At 73.4% G+C, this 17915-nt stretch carries 14 protein-coding genes and 1 pseudogene; 6 read left to right on the top strand and 9 right to left on the bottom strand.

Annotation, left to right across the window (positions count from 1 at the left end; all coding sequences use genetic code 11):
- The 3 genes from HNR10_RS30680 to nirB all read right to left on the bottom strand — a co-directional run.
- Window positions 1-661: uroporphyrinogen-III synthase (locus HNR10_RS30680; RefSeq protein ID WP_179829435.1), on the bottom strand; the 661-nt coding region annotated here is incomplete at its 3' end.
- A complete protein-coding gene (gene nirD, locus HNR10_RS30675; protein WP_179829434.1) occupies window positions 658-1026 on the bottom strand; it encodes a nitrite reductase small subunit NirD in 369 nt (122 codons plus the stop codon). The genes nirD and HNR10_RS30680, both read right to left, overlap by 4 nt.
- A complete protein-coding gene (gene nirB / locus HNR10_RS30670; protein WP_179829433.1) occupies window positions 1023-3533 on the bottom strand; it encodes a nitrite reductase large subunit NirB in 2511 nt (836 codons plus the stop codon). The genes nirD and nirB overlap by 4 nt, the downstream gene beginning before the upstream one ends.
- A gap of 306 nt (window positions 3534-3839) precedes the next feature.
- Here nirB and HNR10_RS30665 point away from each other — a divergent pair, with 306 nt between their 5' ends.
- On the top strand, window positions 3840-4700 hold the full coding sequence (locus HNR10_RS30665; protein ID WP_179829432.1) for a hypothetical protein: 861 nt from the start codon (window positions 3840-3842) through the stop codon (window positions 4698-4700).
- A gap of 146 nt (window positions 4701-4846) precedes the next feature.
- Here the strand turns inward: HNR10_RS30665 and HNR10_RS30660 are convergent, their stop codons facing one another.
- The gene (locus HNR10_RS30660) at window positions 4847-5821 is read right to left on the bottom strand and encodes an aminotransferase-like domain-containing protein (RefSeq protein ID WP_246407760.1); all 975 of its coding nucleotides are present in this window, start codon (window positions 5819-5821) and stop codon (window positions 4847-4849) included.
- A 277-nt stretch (window positions 5822-6098) separates the two neighbouring features.
- A pseudogene (locus tag HNR10_RS31580) lies at window positions 6099-6323 on the bottom strand (GntR family transcriptional regulator); the annotation flags it as partial.
- A gap of 77 nt (window positions 6324-6400) precedes the next feature.
- Here HNR10_RS31580 and HNR10_RS30655 point away from each other — a divergent pair.
- Both HNR10_RS30655 and HNR10_RS30650 read left to right on the top strand, forming a co-directional pair.
- A complete protein-coding gene (locus tag HNR10_RS30655) occupies window positions 6401-6991 on the top strand; it encodes a LysE family translocator (RefSeq protein WP_312889467.1) in 591 nt (196 codons plus the stop codon).
- Window positions 6992-7078: 87 nt separating this feature from the next.
- Entirely contained in the window at window positions 7079-7720 is a 642-nt protein-coding gene (locus tag HNR10_RS30650; RefSeq protein ID WP_179830060.1) for a DsbA family oxidoreductase, read from the top strand.
- Window positions 7721-7737: 17 nt separating this feature from the next.
- Here HNR10_RS30650 and HNR10_RS30645 read toward each other — a convergent pair whose 3' ends face one another.
- A complete protein-coding gene (locus tag HNR10_RS30645; RefSeq protein WP_179829430.1) occupies window positions 7738-8193 on the bottom strand; it encodes a nuclear transport factor 2 family protein in 456 nt (151 codons plus the stop codon).
- 123 nt (window positions 8194-8316) lie between these two features.
- On the opposite strand from HNR10_RS30645, the gene HNR10_RS30640 reads away from it, so the two are divergent.
- Window positions 8317-9279, top strand: coding sequence for a GlxA family transcriptional regulator (locus HNR10_RS30640; RefSeq protein WP_179829429.1), 963 nt, complete (start codon window positions 8317-8319; stop codon window positions 9277-9279).
- A 134-nt stretch (window positions 9280-9413) separates the two neighbouring features.
- Window positions 9414-10544, top strand: a complete 1131-nt coding sequence (locus tag HNR10_RS30635) for a hypothetical protein (protein WP_246406496.1) — start codon at window positions 9414-9416, stop codon at window positions 10542-10544.
- Between the two features lie 74 nt (window positions 10545-10618).
- On the opposite strand, the gene HNR10_RS30630 is transcribed toward HNR10_RS30635, so the two are convergent.
- The 3 genes from HNR10_RS30630 to HNR10_RS31885 form a co-directional block, all read right to left on the bottom strand.
- Window positions 10619-12241, bottom strand: coding sequence for an OmpA family protein (locus tag HNR10_RS30630; RefSeq protein ID WP_179829428.1), 1623 nt, complete (start codon window positions 12239-12241; stop codon window positions 10619-10621).
- Between the two features lie 192 nt (window positions 12242-12433).
- Window positions 12434-14200, bottom strand: a complete 1767-nt coding sequence (locus tag HNR10_RS30625; RefSeq protein ID WP_179829427.1) for a S8 family serine peptidase — start codon at window positions 14198-14200, stop codon at window positions 12434-12436.
- Window positions 14201-14351: 151 nt separating this feature from the next.
- Window positions 14352-17222 (bottom strand): helix-turn-helix transcriptional regulator, encoded by a 2871-nt coding sequence (locus HNR10_RS31885; RefSeq protein WP_179829426.1) that lies wholly within the window; start codon window positions 17220-17222, stop codon window positions 14352-14354.
- A gap of 201 nt (window positions 17223-17423) precedes the next feature.
- Here HNR10_RS31885 and HNR10_RS30615 point away from each other — a divergent pair, with 201 nt between their 5' ends.
- Complete coding sequence (locus tag HNR10_RS30615; protein WP_179829425.1) at window positions 17424-17903, top strand: anthrone oxygenase family protein; 480 nt, start codon at window positions 17424-17426, stop codon at window positions 17901-17903.
- Window positions 17904-17915 lie beyond the last annotated feature (12 nt).

Below are 17915 nucleotides of genomic sequence, written 5' to 3'. Positions count from 1 at the left end.
GTCCGGCGGCGGCGGGGGCGCTGGTGAAGGTGACGGCGTCCACTCCCCCGGTGGTGACCGATTCGATGAGGCGGTCCAGGGGCGCGGTCTGTTCGGGTTGGGTCCAGCGGTAGACGGGCACTTCGAGGACTTCGGCTCCGGCCAGGCGCAGGGCGGCGGTGAAGTCGGGCAGGGGTTCGCCGTGCATCTGGATGGCCACGCGCAGGCCCTGGACGCCGGTGGAGAGCAGGTAGTCCAGGACTTCGGCCGAGGATTCGGAGGGTGGTGACCATTCCTCGTTGAGGCCGGCGGCGCGGATGGCGCCCTTGGCCTTGGGGCCGCGGGCGAGCAGGCGGGAGGACTGCATGGAGGTGAGCAGGCCTTCGGCCATGCCCCAGGTCTCGCAGGCCTCGATCCAGCCGCGGAAGCCGATGCCGGTGGTGGCCACGACGACGTCGGCGGGGCGGCGGGTGAGTTCGGTGGAGGCGGCGGCCAGGCGTTGGTCGTCGCTCAAGGGGACGATGCGCAGGGCGGGCGCGGCGATGACCTGGGCGCCCTTGCGGTAGAGCAGGGCGCTGAGCTCCTCGGCGCGGCGGGCGGCGGTCACGGCGATGGTGAAGCCGGCCAGGGGTGCGGTGGTGGCGGGTGCGTGGGTGGGCGGTCCGGTCACGGGCGTGGTCAAGGGGTCCCCTGTTCTGCGCGGGTGTTGATCTGGATGGTGGACTCGTGCACGCGCACGGGCCAGGTGGTCAGTTGCACGGCCGGATCGTCCAGGCTCTGGCCGGTGCGCAGGGAGAAGACGTTCTTGAGCATGGGTGAGGCGATGGTGGGTTCGCCGGCGCGGTCGCCGACGATGCCGCGGGAGATGACGGCGGCGTTGGTGAAGGGGTCGATGTTGTCGACGGCGTAGTACTGGTCGTCCAGGGTGCGGAAGAGGGCGACCTGGCGGCCGTCGGGCATCAGGACGGCGGCGCCGTCGGCGCGGTTCAGGCGGTGGGTGGGGCAGGCGTTGATCCAGGTGGCGGGCTGGGTGGGGGCGGTGGTCATCGTGCGGCCTCCTTGCTGCGGTGGGTGGGCATGCCGAGGTTGAGGGGTGTGTCGGGTGTGGGCTGTTCGCGGGTGGTGGTGAAGCTGATGGTGGGGTCGGGGGTGTCGGGGGCGTTGGTGAAGGAGACGAAGCGGGCGAGCTTGTCGGGGTCGGCCAGGACGGCGGCCCATTCGTCGGCGTAGGCGGCCACGTGGTCGGTCATGGCGGCTTCGAGTTCGTGGGCGATGCCCAGGGAGTCGTTGACGACGACGTCGCGCAGGTGGTCCAGGCCCCCGTCCAGGGCTTCGATCCAGGGGGCGGTGCGCTGGAGGCGGTCGGCGGTGCGGATGTAGAACATCAGGAAGCGGTCGATGTAGCGGATGAGGGTGTCCTCGTCCAGGTCCGAGGCCAGGAGTTCGGCGTGGCGGGGGGTGAAGCCGCCGTTGCCGCCCACGTACAGGTTCCAGCCCTGGTCGGTGGCGATGATGCCGAAGTCCTTGCTGCGGGCTTCGGCGCATTCGCGGGCGCATCCGGAGACGGCCGACTTGAGTTTGTGGGGTGAGCGCAGGCCCCGGTAGCGCTCTTCCAGGCGGATGGCCAGGCCCACCGAGTCCTGGACGCCGTAGCGGCACCAGGTGGTGCCCACGCACGACTTGACGGTGCGCAGGGCCTTGCCGTAGGCGTGCCCGGACTCGAAGCCGGCGTTGACCAGGCGGGACCAGATGGCGGGCAGTTGTTCGAGGCGGGCGCCGAACAGGTCGATGCGCTGGCCGCCGGTGATCTTGGTGTAGAGGTGGAAGTCGCGGGCGACCTCGCCGATGACGATGAGCTTGTCGGGGGTGATCTCGCCGCCGGGGATGCGGGGCACGACGGAGTAGGTGCCGTTGCGCTGCATGTTGGCCAGGTAGCGGTCGTTGGTGTCCTGCAGGGTGGCCGCTTCGCCCTCCAGGATGTGGCCGCCGCCCAGGGAGGCCAGGATGGAGGCGACGGCGGGCTTGCAGATGTCGCAGCCGGTGCCGGTGCCGTGGGCGGCGATGAGCGCGGAGAAGGTGGCGGTGTTGGTGGCGCGCACGATCTCCACGAGTTCGGCGCGTGATTGGGGGAAGTGCTCGCACAGGGCCTTGGACTGCTCGATGCCCTGCTGGGTGAGGATCTGCTTGAGCATGGGCACGCACGAGCCGCAGCTGGTGCCGGCCTTGGTGCACGCCTTGAGGGCGGGCACGTCGGTGGCGCCCTCGTTGTGGATGGCCTCGCACAGGGCGCCCTTGGTGACGGCGTTGCAGGAGCAGATCTGCGCGGAGTCGGGCAGGGCGTCGGCGCCCAGGGCGGCCCCGCCCTCGGGGGTGATCAGGGCGAGCGGGTCGCCGGGCAGGGGTGAGCCGACCATGGGGCGCAGGGTGGCGTAGGCGGTGGCGTCGCCGACCAGGATGCCGCCGAGCAGGGTGGTGGCGTCGTCGGACAGGACGAGTTTGGCGTAGCGGCCGGCGGCGGCGTCGTTGACGACCACGTCCAGTGCGCCTTCGGTGCGCCCGTGGGCGTCGCCGAAGCTGGCCACGTCCACGCCCAGGAGTTTGAGCTTGGTGGAGGTGTCGGCGCCGGTGAAGGTGGCGTCGCCGCCCAGGAGGCGGTCGGCGACGACTTCGGCCATGGCGTTGCCGGGGGCGATGAGGCCGTAGACGGTGCCGCGGTGGGCGGCGGCTTCGCCGATGGCGTGGATGCGGGGGTCGCTGGTGGTACAGGTGTCGTCGATGCTCACGCCGCCGCGCTCGCCGACGTCGAGGCCGCCGGCGCGGGCGAGGTCGTCGCGGGGGCGGATGCCCACGGAGAACACGACGAGGTCGGCGTCCAGGTGGGTGCCGTTGGACAGCACCAGGCGGTGGCCGCCGCCGTGGGGGGTGTCCTCGATGGCGGTGGTGGCGGTGCCGGTGTGCACGGTCACGCCCAGCTCGTCGACGAGGTTCTTCAGGAGCGCGCCGGCGCCTTCGTCGATCTGGGCGGGCATCAGGTGGGGGGCGAGTTCGACGACGTGGGCGTTGACGCCGAGCAGGCGCAGGGCGTTGGCGGCTTCGAGTCCGAGCAGGCCGCCGCCGATGACCACGCCGGTGGTGGCGCCCTGGGCGGAGGCGGTGATGGCGTCCAGGTCCTCGATGGTGCGGTAGACGTGGCAGCCGTCGCGGTCGTGGCCGGGGATGGGGGGCACGAAGGGGGTGGAGCCGGTGGCCAGGACGAGGCGGTCGTAGCCCAGGGTGCGGCCCGAGGCGGTGGTGACGGTGCGTGCGGTGCGGTCGATGCCGGTGGCGCGTTCGTTGACGTGGATGTCCACGCCGGGCCCGGTCAGGTCGCCCAGGGACAGGTCCTGGGCGCTGGCTCCGTCGAAGTAGGAGGACAGGGCGACGCGGTCGTAGGCGGTGCGGGGTTCCTCGCCCACGACGGTGATGTGCCACTGGTGGCCGGTGTCGCGGTCGCGGAGGGCTTCGACGAGCCGGTGTCCGACCATGCCGTTGCCGATGACGACGAGTTCTTCCATGGCGGGTGGGACTCCTCCTGGTGCGGGTGCGGTCGTGTTTCAGGCAACCCGCAGGGTGTTACCCGCGCATCAGCCGTCTGTGTCGGCGGTGTTTCGATGTCCTGTCATGGCTGGTGGGGGGTGCGTGATTGGTCACGCCGGTGTGGTGGGCGGCACGTTCGGGGCCGGATCGGGCAGGTGAGCGGTGCCGGCGCGGCGGCCGCGTGGCACGGGCCGGCGCGTCCCCGGGGGTTGTGGGGCCCGTGGACCCCGACGGGGTGGTGCTTGTACCGTTCCACCGGCGTCGCCCACCAGGAAGGCCTCCCCATGTCCGGTATCAGCAGGCGCGCTCGGGTGTTGACGGCCGCGGGTGCGGGTGTGGCCGCGGTCGTGGTCGCCGTCAACGCGGCGACCTATGAACCCGGCCCCGACGAACTTCCCCTGACCAGTGCCGGCGTCTCCTACCGCAAGGCCGGCCAGAGCGCCCGGGACTGGGTGAGCAACGCCGACCACGTGGTCCTGGTCCGTGCCGTGGACGAGCGGGTGCACGAACCGGAGCCGGTCGAGGTCGAGCGCGGGGAGGGGATGGTCGGCCGCACGGTCACCCTGGACGTGCGGCGGGTCCTGTGGTCGGCCCCCGACCCGGCACAGTCGGCGCCGGCAACGTATGAGTACCCCGCGTGGGGGTTCGTGTTCAACGGCGGCGTGGAGAACATGACGCCGATCGGTACACAGGACGAGCCGCGTGTGGAGGTGGGCCACGACTACGTCATCGCGATCGACTGGGAGGAAGCGCGCTGCACACCGGGCGACGAACCCCGGCCGGCCATGTGGATGGGGTTGGACAACAACTCCGTGGTCCCGGCCGATGACGGGGTGGTCGGCAACGGCGAGAGCGGGGGCCAGGTGGAATCGGCCCAGGCACGCCGGAACTCGCCCGAACCCCTCTTGCGGGGCGAGGGGACCTTCGAGGGCCGGATGATGGGCGAGACCGTCGACGCGTTGGCGCGTGAGCTGGCTCGGGCCGAGCCGCACGCGAACCCGCGGAGCTCCGACGAGGCACCACAGGCGAGTGCCCTGGTCCACGAGGGCGAGGAGCTCAGGGAGTACGACGAGGCCCTCCCTGAAGGCGTGACAGTGCAGGACCTGTTGGAGGTCGAACCCGAGGACACCTCGTGCCGGCGCTAGGGGCGCGGTCCCGCCTGCGGCGAACCGCGTGAACCGCGGGCCGAAGCGGTCCCGGCGGGCGCAGTCGGTCAACCCCGGGTGATCGCGTTCGGCGGCTCGGGCGTGTGCGCGTTCGAGCGGGCTCGCCAGGGGATCCTGCTCGGGACCTACGTGGACTGCGTGTGGGCCAGGGCGCGGCCGAGTGCGGCGACGGCCTCGGGGATGCCGGTGGCGGCGGCGTAGCCCAGGACGAGCCCGGGGGGTCCGGGGCGTTGGCGGTGCCAGGACAGGGGGTGGGTGCGTACGCCGCGGGCCAGGGCGGCTCGGGCCAGGGCGGTGTCGTCCAGGGGTGTGCTGAAGGTGAGCGTCAGGTGCAGCCCGGCGGCGGCGCCGTGGACGTGGGCGTGGGGCAGGTGGGTGGCCAGGGCCCGGATGAGGGTGTCGCGGCGTTTGCGGTGGCGGGCGCGCAGGGTGCGCAGGTGGCGTTCGAGGGCGCCGTTCTCCATGAGGTGGGCCAGGACGAGCTGGAGCAGGACGGGGCTGCCCAGGTCGCTGAAGCGTTTGGCCTCGGTGAGGCGGTTGCGGTGGCGGGCGGGGGCCAGGATCCAGCCCAGGCGCAGGGCGGGGGCCAGGAGTTTGGAGATGCTGCCGGTGTAGCAGACCTGGTCGGGCAGCAGGGAGTGCAGTGCGGGCACGGGGGCGCGGTCGTAGCGGTGTTCGGCGTCGTAGTCGTCCTCGATGACCAGTCCGCCTTGGCGGGCCCAGGTGAGCAGGTGGCGGCGCCGGGGCCCGGACAGGACGGTGCCGGTGGGGAACTGGTGGGCGGGGGTGAGCAGGACGGCGGGGGCGCCGGTGGCGGCCAGGTCCTGGGTGCGGGCGCCGTGTTCGTCCACGCCCAGGGGCGGGGTGTGCAGGCGGGCGTGGTGCAGGTGTTGGCGCACCCCCAGGGAGCCGGGGTCCTCCAGGGCGATGGTGTCGATGCCGTCCTGGTGCAGGACCTGGGCGAGCAGGGCCAGGGCCTGGGCGGTGCCCGAGACGATCTGGACGTGGTCGGGGTGGACGCTGATGCGGCGGTAGCGGGCCAGGTGGTGGGCGATGGCGGTGCGCAGGCGGGGGTGGCCGCGCGGGTCGTGGTAGCCCAGGTCGGTGGTGGGGGCCTGGGTCAGGACGGTGCGTTCGGCGCGCAGCCAGGCGGCGCGGGGGAAGGCGGCCAGGTCGGGGGTGCCGGGGGTGAGGTCGTGGTGGGCGGGGCTGTGGCGCAGGCGGTCGAAGATGTCGGTGCCGGGGTGGGTGGGCAGGGTGGGGCGGGGCGGTGTGGTGGCGGGTGGGGGTGGTCTCGGGTGCGGTGGGGGTGCCGGCCACGACGGTGCCGCCGCGGCCGTGGGTGCTCAGGTGGCCTTCGTCGGCCAGGCGGCGGTAGGCCTCGGTGACCACGCCGCGGGAGATGGCCAGGTCGGCGGCCAGGGTGCGGGTGGCGGGCAGGCGTGAGCCCACGGCCAGGCGCTGCCGGGTCAGGGCCTGGCGGAGTTGGTCGGTGAGCCAGTCGGTGAGGTGTCCGGGTGGGGCGTGGGCGGGGTCGAGTTGGAGGAAGTCCGCGCCGGCCGTTGTGGACCTGTCGTCGGGGTGGTCGGTGGACCTGTTCATGGGTCCATTGTGTGGCCAGGGTGGGGTGGTGAACGGGTCGGGTCGGGATGTGGGAGGTCGCGGTGAGTGTGGGGTTCGTGGTGACGGCGCTGGTGGTGGTGCTCACGCCGGGGACGGGGGTGCTGTACACGGTGGCGGCGGGCCTGGCGCGGGGTGTGCGGGGTGCGGCGGTGGCGGCGCTGGGGTGCACGCTGGGGATCGTGCCGCACCTGGTGGCGGCGGCCACGGGGTTGGCGGCGCTGCTGCACACCAGTGCGGTGGCCTTCCAGGTGCTCAGGTATGCGGGTGTGGCCTATCTGCTGTTCATGGCCTGGAGTGTGTGGCGGGACGGGGGCGCGTTGGAGGTTTCGGGTGGGGCGGGCGAGCGAGGGGTGTGGCGGGTGGTGGGTGCGGGGGTGCTGGTGAATCTGCTCAATCCGAAGCTGACGATCTTCTTCTTCGCGTTCCTGCCGCAGTTCGTGGCGGTGGGTGAGCCTTCGGCGCTGGTGTCGATGCTGGGCCTGGGGGCGGTGTTCATGGTGATGACGCTGGTGGTGTTCGTGCTCTATGGGGCCTGTGCGGGGCTGGTGCGCGAGCGGGTGCTGGCCAGGCCGGGGGTTGTGGTGTGGGTGCGCCGGGTGCTGGCGGGGGCGTTCGCGGCGCTGGGGGTGCGTCTGGCCCTGGTGTGAGGACGTCATTGTCCTTGCTGGGGGCGCACCGCATACTGGCTGGTGGTGGGATGAATGCCGTGGAGGGTGAGAGTGGGGGGTCCGTTCGTGCGGGTCGACGTGTGGTCCGACATCGTGTGCCCGTGGTGTTTCATCGGCAAGCGCCGGCTGGAGGCGGCCCTGGAGCGTTTCGACCACGCCGGGCAGGTCGAGTTGGTCTGGCACAGCTACCAGCTCGATCCGGGTTTTCCACGGGGCCGCAGTGAGCCGGTGTACGCGTCGCTGGCCGCGCGGATGGGGGCCTCCACCGAGCAGGTGCGGGCGATGACCGAGCAGGTGGCCGTGGTGGCGGCCAAGGAGGGGCTGGACTACGACCTGGCGGGCGCGCTGATGGTCAACACCCTGGACGCGCACCGGTTGGTGCACCTGGCCCGGCGCAGCGGGCTCGACGGTGCGGTGATGGACCGCCTGCTGCTGGCGCAGCTGGTGCAGGCCCGTGATCTGAGTGACGCCGAGACGCTGGTGGAGCTGGTGGCGCAGGTGGGTGTGGACGCGCGGGCGGCGCGGCGGGTGCTGGAGGGTGAGGACTTCGCCGACCAGGTACGCCAGGAGGCCGACCAGGCGCGGCGGATGGGGGCGAGCGGGGTGCCCTTCTTCGTGATGGGCGGGGCGTTCGGGGTGTCGGGGGCCCAGCCGGTGGAGGCGTTGGTCTCGGCGCTGGACAAGGCCTTCACCGCCGCTCGCGGCTGAGCCCCCGTGGGGGTGGTTCAGGCCAGGGGGAAGGGGACGCCGTGCTCGTGGGGCGGGCGGGGGCCGTGGATGCGGCGTTCGTCGGCGGTGATGGACACGTCGTTGATGCTGGCCTCGCGGCGGCGCATCAGTCCCTGGGCGTCGAACTCCCAGAGTTCGTTGCCGTAGCTGCGCCACCACCGGCCCTGGTCGTCGTGCCATTCGTACTGGAAGCGCACGGCGATGCGGTCCTCGCCGAAGGCCCACAGTTCCTTGCGCAGGGCGTAGTCGAGTTCGCGCTGCCACTTGTCGGTGAGGAAGGCGCGGATCTGGTCGCGTCCGGTGAGGAAGCGGTCGCGGTTGCGCCACTGGGAGTCGGGTGTGTAGGCCAGTGACACCTTGTGGGGGTCGCGGGTGTTCCAGGCGTCCTCGGCGGCCTGGACCTTGGTGCGGGCGTCGGCTTCGGTGAAGGGCGGCAGGGGCGGGCGCGTCATGGCGGTCTCCTCGTGCGGGGGTTCGGCGGGTTCGATCCTGGCAGGGGCGCGGGCGCGCCGACGATGTCCTTGTGGACACCGACCCCGCAAATTCGGACATCGGTGGTGGCTAGGCTCGCCCGTATGAGACGACGCGCCATCGTGGTGGTGGCCTATGAGGGTGTACGGCTGTTGGACGTGACCGCTCCGGTGGAGGTGTTCGCGACCGCTGCCGGGCTGGGCGGGTCCTACACGGTGCGGGTGTGCTCGCCCACCGGGGAGGCGGTGCGCACCTCGGCCGGGTTGCGCCTGCAGGTGGACGGTGCGGTGGGCGGGACGGGGCCGGTGCACACGCTGGTGGTGCCGGGTTCGCCCGAGCTGCCGCGCAGCCCCTGGCCGCCGGGGCTGGCCGGTGCGGTGGAGGAGCTGGCGGGGCGGGCCGAACGTGTGGCCTCGGTGTGCACGGGCGCGTTCGTGCTGGCCGGGGCGGGCCTGTTGGAGGGCCGGCGGGCGACCACGCACTGGCGCCACGCCGCGCTGCTGGCCCGCCTGCACCCGGGGGTGCGGGTGCAGGCGGACGCGATCTACGTGCGTGACGGCAGGGTGCTGACCTCGGCGGGGGTCAGTGCGGGACTGGACGCGTCGTTGGCGATGGTGGAGGAGGACGAGGGTTCGGACCTGGCCCGGGAGGTGGCACGCGACCTGGTGGTGTTCCTGCAGCGGCCGGGCGGGCAGTCGCAGTTCTCGGTGGCCTCGCGCACCTTCCGGCCGCGCCAGGACGTGTTGCGCCCGGTTCTGGACGCGGTGGCCGCCGATCCGGCCGCCGACCACGGCGCTGCGGCGCTGGCCGCACGGGCGGGGGTGAGCACGCGGCATCTGGCGCGGCTCTTTCGGGAGCGGTTGGGCACCACGCCCGCCGCCCATGTGGAGGCGGTGCGCCTGGAGGCGGCGCGCGCCCTGCTGGAGGCCGGGGAGAGTGTGACGGGGGCCGCCCGGCGGTGCGGGCTGGGCAGCGACGAGTCGCTGCGGCGGGTCTTCTGGCGCCACCTGGGACTGACCCCCTCGGCCTACCGGGAGCGTTTCGCCACCGCCCGCCGCTGCCCCTGAGCCGTGTTCGCGCCGGCCCCTCCCCTCCCCCGTGGGAGGGAGGGGGTTCGGGCTGTGGGGGGAGGTGGGGGCGCCCCCACCCGCGCCAGGGTGGAGGCATCGAAGGAACACGCCACCACCGAGGAGTGAGCCCCATGGCCCCCGCACCGCCCACCGTCTCCCCGTCCGCCTCCGGGGGTCTGCGGCCCCTTCTGGTCCCCTGGTCCGTCCTGGCCTGGTCGGCCGCGCTGCTGGGGGTGGGGCTGGGCTGGTTGGCGGGGGTCCTGCCCCGGGGTGTGCCCGACACCGACGGCTTCGGGTCGCTGTTCACCGGGCAGAGCCTGGGCACGGCCGCGGCCGCCGCCATCGCCGTGGGCGCCGCGGGTGTGGTAAGTGCGCTGCTGTTGCTGCGGCGCGAGGGCGCGGGCGGGCGACCGGCGGAGGCGGCGGCCTGGGCGATGGCGGCCGCGGTCCTGCTGGTGTTCCTCGACGGTTCGCTGCTGGCGCTGTTCGGCTACTCCATGATGATGCCGTTCGTGGGCTGGTTCGTGCCCGGCCTGTTCGCCCTCTGGATCGAGGCCGTCCTGGAGCCGACCGCTCTGGTCCTGCTGTTCTGCACCCTGGGCACCGCCCTGTGGGTGGCCGCGGCGCTCACGCACCGCCGGGCCCGGCGCCGGGCCTGCCAGCGCTGCGGGCGCGACGACCACTGGAGCGCGCAGGGCGAGCGCCGGGTGCGGGCGCGCGCCGCCGTGGTGGGGCGCTGGGCGGTGGCGGCCGGTGTGGTGCTGGCCCTGCTCTACCCGATGCTGCGCTTCCCGTGGCTGTTCGGTGTCGTGCCCGGGATGAGCGAGGCCGACTCCGCGATGATCATGGCCGACCCGTACACGATCATGATCGGTGTGGGGCTGGGTTCGGCCGGGGCGGTCGGCGCGGTGCTGACGCTGGGGCTGGTGCAGCGGTGGGGGGTGCGCTTCCCGCGGTGGATGGTGGGTCTGGCGGGCCGGAGCGTGCCGGTCCCGCTGGCGGTGGTCCCGGCCACGGTGGTGGCGGTGGCGCTGGTGGCCATGGGGCGCAGCACCATCGTGCAGCTGGCCACGGAGGACCTGTCCGGCAGCCCGTTGACCGAGCACCTGCACAGCGTGGTGTTCGTGTCGATGGGGCTGTGGGGGGCGGCCCTGGTGGTGGCGACCGCCGCCTACGCGGTGCGTCGGCGCGCCGAGTGCGGGCTGTGCGAGCGGGGTCTGCCCGAGGTGGAGCCGGGCCGCTCCCCCGCCCCGGTGCGGTGAGGGCCGCGCCCCTGGGGGTGCGCGCATGAGGGTGCCCCGCCCGTTTCGGGCGGGGCACCTTGTATGTGCGGGTGCTACTGGATGGGCACGCCGGCGACCTCGCCGAACGATCCGGCGTACAGGGTCATCTCGGTGACGTCGAGCGCGGGGGCGGGGAAGACCGCGATGGCGAAGTACTGCTCGCCCGGGGCGAGGGTGTGGATCTCGTCCGCGAAGTCCTCGTACTCGCCGCCCGCCATGTGGATGCGCACCACGTAGCGGATGATGCCGGTGTCGGGCTCCTCCAGGCGGAACCCGCCCATGGTGCCCTCGGTGTACTGGGCCGGGCTGCCGGGGATGACGGCCTCGTCCACGTCCAGGTCCGCCTCCAGTTCCTCCAGGGTGGAGTTCTGGAAGCCGACCATCTGCACCAGGTAGGCGCCGTCGCGCACCATCGGGTACACGTGCAGGTCCACGTCGTTGTGGGAGACGGTGGTGAAGGGCCCGGTGTTCTCGAAGTAGGGGGCCGGGGGGCCGACGTGGCGCTTGGCCGAGTCCAGGCCCTGGTCGCCCTCGCTGGAGGCGGTGTCGTCCAGGGGCACCTGGTAGGCGAACTCCACCCGGCGGTTGCGGGCGCGGGCGGCCTCGTCGTCGGCGCCGCCCTCCTCGGCCAGGAGTTCGGTGGCGCCGCGGCCCTCGGTGACGAGGGTGAACTCCGAGCCCAGCTCCTCCTCCAGCAGCGCCTTGGCGGCCTCGGCGCGCTGCTCGGACAGGGTCTGGTTGTAGTCGGGGGCGCCCTGGCCGTCGGTGTGGCCGATGATGGTGATCTCGTTGACGTCCGGTCCCAGGTTCTCGCGCAGGGACTGGGCGGCCTGGCGGATGGTCTCGGCGGCCTCGGCGGTGGGTTCGGACTCGTCGACCTCGAACATGTTGTCCGAGTGCAGGGCGATGGTCTCCTGGTCGCCGGAGCGGGTGGTGGAGGCGGTGGGCCCGTCCACGAAGCTCTCGATGGACTGCAGGTAGGCGGAGGTGTCCAGGCCCGGCTCGGGGACGTTGTCGGGGTACCAGATCTGTTCGGGCAGCTCCGGTTCCTGCACGAAGGTGTCGGGGTCGATGTACTCCTGGGCGTTGGGCTCGGGTGCCTGGGTGAACTCGTCGACGTTGGTGACGGGGATGCCGGGCATGTGGCCGACGCCGGCGCCGGTCAGGGACAGGTACTCCACGTCCTCGGACGGGGCGGGGAAGTAGCGGCGGATGGTCGTGGGCAGGCCCTCGTGGGTGGGCATGAAGGGGTCGCCCAGGACGAAGTAGGTGCCGTAGTTCTCGTCGTTGTTCCGGGCGTCGTTGAGCGCGCGCATGACCTCGCCGGAGATGGGGTCGATCATCCGGACGGGGGCGTTGCGGGCGGTGACGGTGCCGGGCAGGGGTTCGAGGAAGTTGTGCTCGACCTCCAGCATGAGGTATTCGCCGTTGTTCTCCAGGCTGTTGATGGTGAGCTCGAACTGGACGTCGTTGCCGTCCTCGACGGACATGCGCGCCTGGCGGACGAACGGGAGCTCGGGGTAGGTGACCTCCTCGGCGGCGGTCTCCTCCTCGGTGGTGGTCTGGGGGTCGGCTCCGGTCTCGCCGCCGGTCAGGTCGCGGATGATGCCGCAGGAGCTGAGGAGAAGGCTCAGCGCCACGGCCGCGCCGACCGCTCCTGTCAGTCGTGTGGACATGGTCTGGGGGACTCCCTCGCGGTTGGTCTGTGGTCTGCCGGTGGGGTGCCGGTCACCTGCTGGTCAGACGCCGCCGATGGGGGCCGGGTTCGGGACGGTGTGCGGATTTCGCCGCGGCAGGGGCGCTGGAGGGGGCGCCGGCGCGCGGGCGGCCCCCGGCCGTGGGACGGTCGGGGGCCGCGGGTGCGGGTGTCAGGACAGGGTGACGGTCTTGGACAGCGAACCGGTGGCGCCGGTGGTGTCGGTGACGGTCAGCGTGATGGTGTAGGTGCCCGGGCCGGGGAAGAAGTGCCAGGTGGTGGCGCCGCTTCCGGTGGTGCCGTCGCCGAAGTCCCAGTGGTAGGACTCGATGGCGGCGTCCCCCTCGGTGGAGGAGCCGGCGTCCAGGCTGCAGTAGGAGAAGAAGGAGTAGCAGGAGCCGGTGAAGGCGGCGGTGGGCGCGGTGTGGTCGGGGGTGCCCACCGACACCTCGGTGGATGTGGTGTGGGTGCGCCCGGCGTCGTCGGTGACGGTCAGGGCGACGTCGTAGGTGCCCTGTTCGGCGTAGGTGTGGGTGGTGGTGGCGCCGCTGCCGGTGGTGCCGTCGCCGAAGTCCCACGCCCAGTCGGTGACCTGCCCGGCCGAGCCGCTGCCGTCGAAGGAGCACTCCAGGGTGGTGTCGTCGCACGAGTGGGTGACGCGCGCGACGGGGCCGTCGGGCGGTGCGGTGTCACCGTCGGCGGGGAAGACGGCGGGGTCGCCCACGTCCATGAGCGGTTCGTGCTCGCCGTCGCCGGAGGTGTCGGTCCAGTCGTGGTTGCCGGCGCCGGTCAGGGTGTCGTACAGGGCCATGACGCCGGCGCGGTCGGTGGGCTTGGCCTCGCCGGTGGCCAGCAGCGCCAGTCCTCCGGCGGCGTGGGGTGAGGCCATGGAGGTGCCGCTGATGGTGTTGTAGCCGCCGCCGGGCCAGGTGGAGGTGATGCAGGAGCCGGGGGCGGCGATGTCGATGACGGCGCCGTAGTTGGAGAACGTGGACAGGGTGTCGTCGGAGTCTCCGCGGCAGGACAGGGTTCCGCCGTTGCCGCCGGGGGCTCCGTCGGAGTCGGCCATGGAGGAGACGGTGAGCACGTCGGGGTGGTTGGCGGGGAAGAAGTTCGCGCCGTCCACGCCGTCGTTGCCGGCGGCGATGGCGTAGGCCACGCCCGCGTCGACCGAGCCGGTGATCGCCTGGCTCAGCGCCTGGTCGGTGCAGCCGTTGCAGCCCAGGCTCATGTTGGCGACGGCGACCTGGTCGGAGTTGGCGGTGACGTAGTCCACGCCCGCGGCGATCCCGGACAGGGTGCCGCTGCCGGCGGAGTTGAGGACCTGGACGTTCCACACGTTGGCGCCGGGGGCGACGCCGACCACGCCCTGGTCGTTGTCGATGGCGGCGGCGCTGCCGGCGACGTGGGTGCCGTGGCCGTTGCCGTCGGTGGCGGTGTTGGCGGTGCAGGTGCCGCTGGTGCAGTCCACCGAGTGGGAGACGTTCAGGTCGGGGTGGGAGCCGTCCACGCCGGTGTCCAGGACGGCGACGGTCACGTCGGGCACGTAGTCGTCCTGGCCGTTGACGTCCAGGTTGGGGTTGTCGGGGGCGAAGACGCGGGCCAGGCCGGTGGGGACGTCCTGGTCGAAGGCGTGGACGGGCTGGTCCTCCTGGACGTAGGCCACGTCGGGGTCCTGGAGCAGGTCGGCGGCCTCGGAGGCGGTCATGTCCGCGGCGTAGCCGGTCAGGGCGTGTTCGTAGACGCCGTGGGGGTCGTCGTCGTTGCGGTCGGCGACCTCGTCGGGGGCGGCGTCCTCGTCCAGGACGACGATGTAGGTGCGTTCGCCGGGGGCGGCGTCGGTGAGGAAGTCGGGCACCTCGGGGGCGGCGGAGGCGGGTGCGGCGGCCAGCAGGGGCAGGAACAGGGCCGCGGCGAACGCGGCACCGATTCTTCGCATGGGGGAACCCTTCGTGGGCGGGGGATCACCAGGGCGTGCTTCGCGGATACTCGCCCTGGGGCGATGGGGTCATCACCCTGGCGTCATCGTGCGTGGCGCACCGTGGCCGGACAATACGTAGTCGCTACGTAGTTCGGTGCTGTGGGGGCGGCTACGTAGGTGCGGCGTCGGTGGGGGCGCTCAGTTCGCGGCGTGAGCGCAGGCCGAGTTTGCCCAGCGCGTTGGCCACGTGGGTCTCCACGGTGCGCGGTGACAGGTGCAGCAGGGCGGCGATCTCGCGGTTGGTGCGGCCCTGGGCGGCCAGGGCGGCGATCTCGCCCTCGCGTGGGGACAGGCGGGCGCCGTGGCGTCCGCGGCCGGTGTCGGGGACGGTGTGCACGCCCTGGGAGCGCAGTGCGCGCCGCACGCGGGCGGCGTCCCAGGAGGCGCCCAGGGCGCTGTACTGCTCCAGTGCGGCGCGCAGGGCCCCCACGCCCGCGGCGGTGCCGCGGCCGCCGGGCAGGGCCAGGTGGGTGCGGGCGCTGTCCTCGCGTACCTGGGCGGCGTCGTAGGGGCGGGGCATGCGCGCATAGCCCTGCTCGGCCTGGCGGTACAGGGCCAGGGCGCGTTCGTGGCCGCCCTCGTCGTGGGCCAGGGCGGCCTCCAGGCGCAGCAGGGCGGTGCGGGCGGCGGGGGCGTCGGTGCCGCGCAGTCCGGCGGCGAAGCGGGTGCACAGGTCGCGGGCCACGGCGCGGCGCCCGCACGCCATCAGGGCGCACAGGCCGGGCAGCAGGTCGGCGGCCCAGACCCACACGCCCTTGCTCGCGATGAGCAGGACCAGGTCCTGGACGTGGTGCCAGGCGGCGGCGGGGTCGCCCTGGGCGGTGGCCAGGCGGGCGGACAGCCCGGCGGCGAAGGCGCGTACGGGCACGGTGTAGTCGGGGGCGTCCTCGGCGCCGGTGTCGGCGCGCAGGTCGCCCAGGCGGGCCTGGGCGGTGGCGGGGTCGCCCTGGGCCAGGGCCAGGGCGGCGCGCACCAGGGTGAGTTCGGCGGTGACGGCGTGCAGGCGGGCCAGGCTGGGTGAGCGCAGGTCGCGTTCGGTGCGTTCGGCCAGGCCCGTCCACCGTCCGCGCGCCCAGTCCAGCATCAGGCGCAGGGTGCGGGCGCTGGCGTGCACGTAGGGGGTCTGGTCGGGGGGCGAGTACTGGGCGGCGTCGTCCAGGTGGCCGTCGGCGCGGTCGTAGTGGCCGAGCATGAGGGCGGCGTCGGCGAGGTTGAGGGAGCCGCGGGCGAACTCGCGGCGCCGTGCGAGGACTTCGGGGCCGGGGTGGGTGCGTGTGGTGCCGGGGTCGGGCAGGGCGATGTCCCAGGCGGCGGGGTCGCCGATCTGGGCGAGCAGGGTGGCCTGGTTGACGGCCACGACCTGGGGGGTGGCCGGGTTGCGGCTGCGGCGGGCGGCGGTGACGGCCTGGTCCATCCAGCGCAGGTGGGTGTCGACGGGGTCGGGGGTGGAGCGGGGCACGGCCAGGGCGCACATGGCGCGTGCGGCCAGGTCGGGGCGGGTGGAGAGTTCGGTGGCGGCGCGTACGAGTTCGCCGCGTGCGGTGTGTCCGCGGGCGGCCTGGTTGAGCAGGAGCAGGCCCAGCTCCATGCGTAGTTCGCCGCGTTCGGCGGCGCTCATGCCGGGGGTGGTCAGGACGTCGCGCAGCACGGTGATGGTGTGGTCGGCGCTCAGGCCGGTCAGGGCGGCGCGGCCCAGGTTCAGGGCCAGGTCGCGGCGGCGGGGGGCGGGCAGGTCGGGGCGGGCCAGGGCGTCGCGCAGCAGGGCGACGGCGGTGGCGTCCTCGCCCGCGGCCAGGGCGTGTTCGGCGGCGCGTGCGGCGTGTTCGGTCCAGCGGTCGTTCTCGCCGCTCTCGCGCGCGTGGCGTGCCAGGAGGGCGTGGGGCGGGTCGGCGGTGCGGCCCAGGACGTCCAGGGCGGCGCGGTGCAGGCGGCGGCGCCGGTCCTGGCGCAGGTGGTCGTGGCAGACCTGGTGCAGCAGGGGTGTGGCGGGGGTGAGGGTGGCGGGGGCGGTGGCGGTGAGTACGGCGCGGCGGGTGGCCTGGGCCAGGGCCTTGTCGGCGCGTTCGGGCGGCAGGCCGGCGATGCGGGCCAGGTGGGTCTCGTGGGCGGGGCCCTCCAGGACGCTGGCGGCGTGGACCAGGCGGCGGGCGTCGCGTCCCAGGGTGCGTACGCGGTCCAGGAGCCAGTCGCGCAGGGGTGCGGGTACGGGTGGGCGGGCGGGGATGAGGGGTTCGGTGTCGGGGGTGGCGGTGGCGGCCAGGTGGTGCAGGGTCTGGGTCAGGGCCAGGGGCAGGCCGCCGGTCCAGTCCCTGAGGCGGTGGGCGTCGGCGGGGGTGACCGGGTGCGGGTGCAGGACGTCTTCGGCCAGGGTGCGTACGTCGGCGGTGGTGAGGGGGCCCAGGGTGATCTCGTCGTGGCGGGTGCCGGGGGGTGTGCGTGCGGCCAGGGCGGCCAGGCGCACCGAGCGGGGCAGTTCCTCGGGGCGGTAGGTCAGGACCAGGGACAGGTGCGGGGGCAGGCGCGGGGTGAGGTAGCGCAGCAGGTCATGGGTGGCGGTGTCGATCCACTGGGCGTCCTCCAGGACCAGGACGGCCGGTCCCAGGGCGTCCAGGAGTTCGGCCAGGGCGCGGTAGGTGCGGTGGTGGTCGGCGGCGGGTGTGGGTGCGGGGGGCAGGGGGCGGGGCAGGTGGGCGGTGTGTTCGGGCAGCAGGGGGGCCAGGGCGCCGCACAGCGGGCTGAGCCCGTCGGGGACGGGGGCCTGGCGCAGGGCCTCGACCAGGGCGGCGTAGGGGAAGGGGTCGGTGCGGGGCGGGCAGCGTCCGGTCAGGACGGTGGTGTCGGGGTCCTCGGTCAGGGTGTGGACCAGGCGGGTCTTGCCCGATCCGGCCGGGCCGGCCAGGAGGACGACGGCTCCGGGGGCGGCGGCGGCGCGCAGGCGGCGTTGGTGGAGTTGACGGCCGACGAGTGGGGGAAGGCGCACACCTGACGACGTTATAGCGACACCGGGGGCAGGAAAAGGGGGTCTGGTCCGACGATCGGTGTCGGATCGCCTTTGATACTGAACGGTAGGCCAGGTCTGTGGGGTGGTGGTGGGGGCGGCGGCGCAGGTGCGGTGGCGTGTGGGGGCGCGGATCGGGCATAGTGGCCGCTTCGGTGGACGAGAGGGACCCGGGGTGTGCGGATGGTGGAGACGATGCATGCGCTCGTGCCGGTGTCGGCGGTGGTGCTGTCCGGGCTCTTCGCCGGGCTGTTCTTCGCGTTCTCGATCGCGGTGATGCCGGGGCTGGCGCGGGTGGGCGACCGCGCGATGATCGAGGCGATGCAGGGTATGAACGCCGCCATCCTCAACCCGTGGTTCGCGGTGGTGTTCGTGGGGGCGCCGGTGACGGTGCTGGCCTCGCTGGTGCTGCACGCGAGTTCGGGTGAGGCGGGGGCCGCGGTGTTCTCGGCGGCCTCGCTGGTGCTGCTGGTGGCGGTGTACGTGATCACCTTCGGGGTGAACGTGCCGCGCAACAACGCTCTGGAGCAGGCCGGCCCGGCCGAGCGGGTCGGTGATCCCGCGGAGGTGCGGGCGGCCTTCGAGGGTGTGTGGGTGCGCTGGAACCATGTGCGGACGCTGGCGTCCGCGGCCGCGCTGGTGTGCGCGGTGATGGCGCACTGACGCCGTCGGGGT

The sequence above is a fragment of the Nocardiopsis aegyptia genome, assembly GCF_013410755.1.
In the GTDB taxonomy this organism is placed as follows: Bacteria; Actinomycetota; Actinomycetes; order Streptosporangiales; family Streptosporangiaceae; genus Nocardiopsis; species Nocardiopsis aegyptia.
Note: the sequence above shows the minus strand (reverse complement) of the source record. Positions and strands in the feature narration are given on the sequence as shown.

Bases quoted from the DNA above. Each gene is read 5' to 3' on its own strand.
- HNR10_RS30645 (WP_179829430.1), bottom strand. From the start codon at position 8,193: ATGACGCGCCCGCCCCTGCCGCCCTTCACCGAAGCCGACGCCCGCACC.
- nirD (WP_179829434.1), bottom strand. From the start codon at position 1,026: ATGACCACCGCCCCCACCCAGCCCGCCACCTGGATCAACGCCTGCCCC.
- HNR10_RS30625 (WP_179829427.1), bottom strand. From the start codon at position 14,200: ATGCGAAGAATCGGTGCCGCGTTCGCCGCGGCCCTGTTCCTGCCCCTG.
- nirB (WP_179829433.1), bottom strand. From the start codon at position 3,533: ATGGAAGAACTCGTCGTCATCGGCAACGGCATGGTCGGACACCGGCTC.
- HNR10_RS30615 (WP_179829425.1), top strand. From the start codon at position 17,424: ATGGTGGAGACGATGCATGCGCTCGTGCCGGTGTCGGCGGTGGTGCTG.
- HNR10_RS30630 (WP_179829428.1), bottom strand. From the start codon at position 12,241: ATGTCCACACGACTGACAGGAGCGGTCGGCGCGGCCGTGGCGCTGAGC.
- HNR10_RS30640 (WP_179829429.1), top strand. From the start codon at position 8,317: ATGAGACGACGCGCCATCGTGGTGGTGGCCTATGAGGGTGTACGGCTG.
- HNR10_RS30665 (WP_179829432.1), top strand. From the start codon at position 3,840: ATGTCCGGTATCAGCAGGCGCGCTCGGGTGTTGACGGCCGCGGGTGCG.
- HNR10_RS30635 (WP_246406496.1), top strand. From the start codon at position 9,414: ATGGCCCCCGCACCGCCCACCGTCTCCCCGTCCGCCTCCGGGGGTCTG.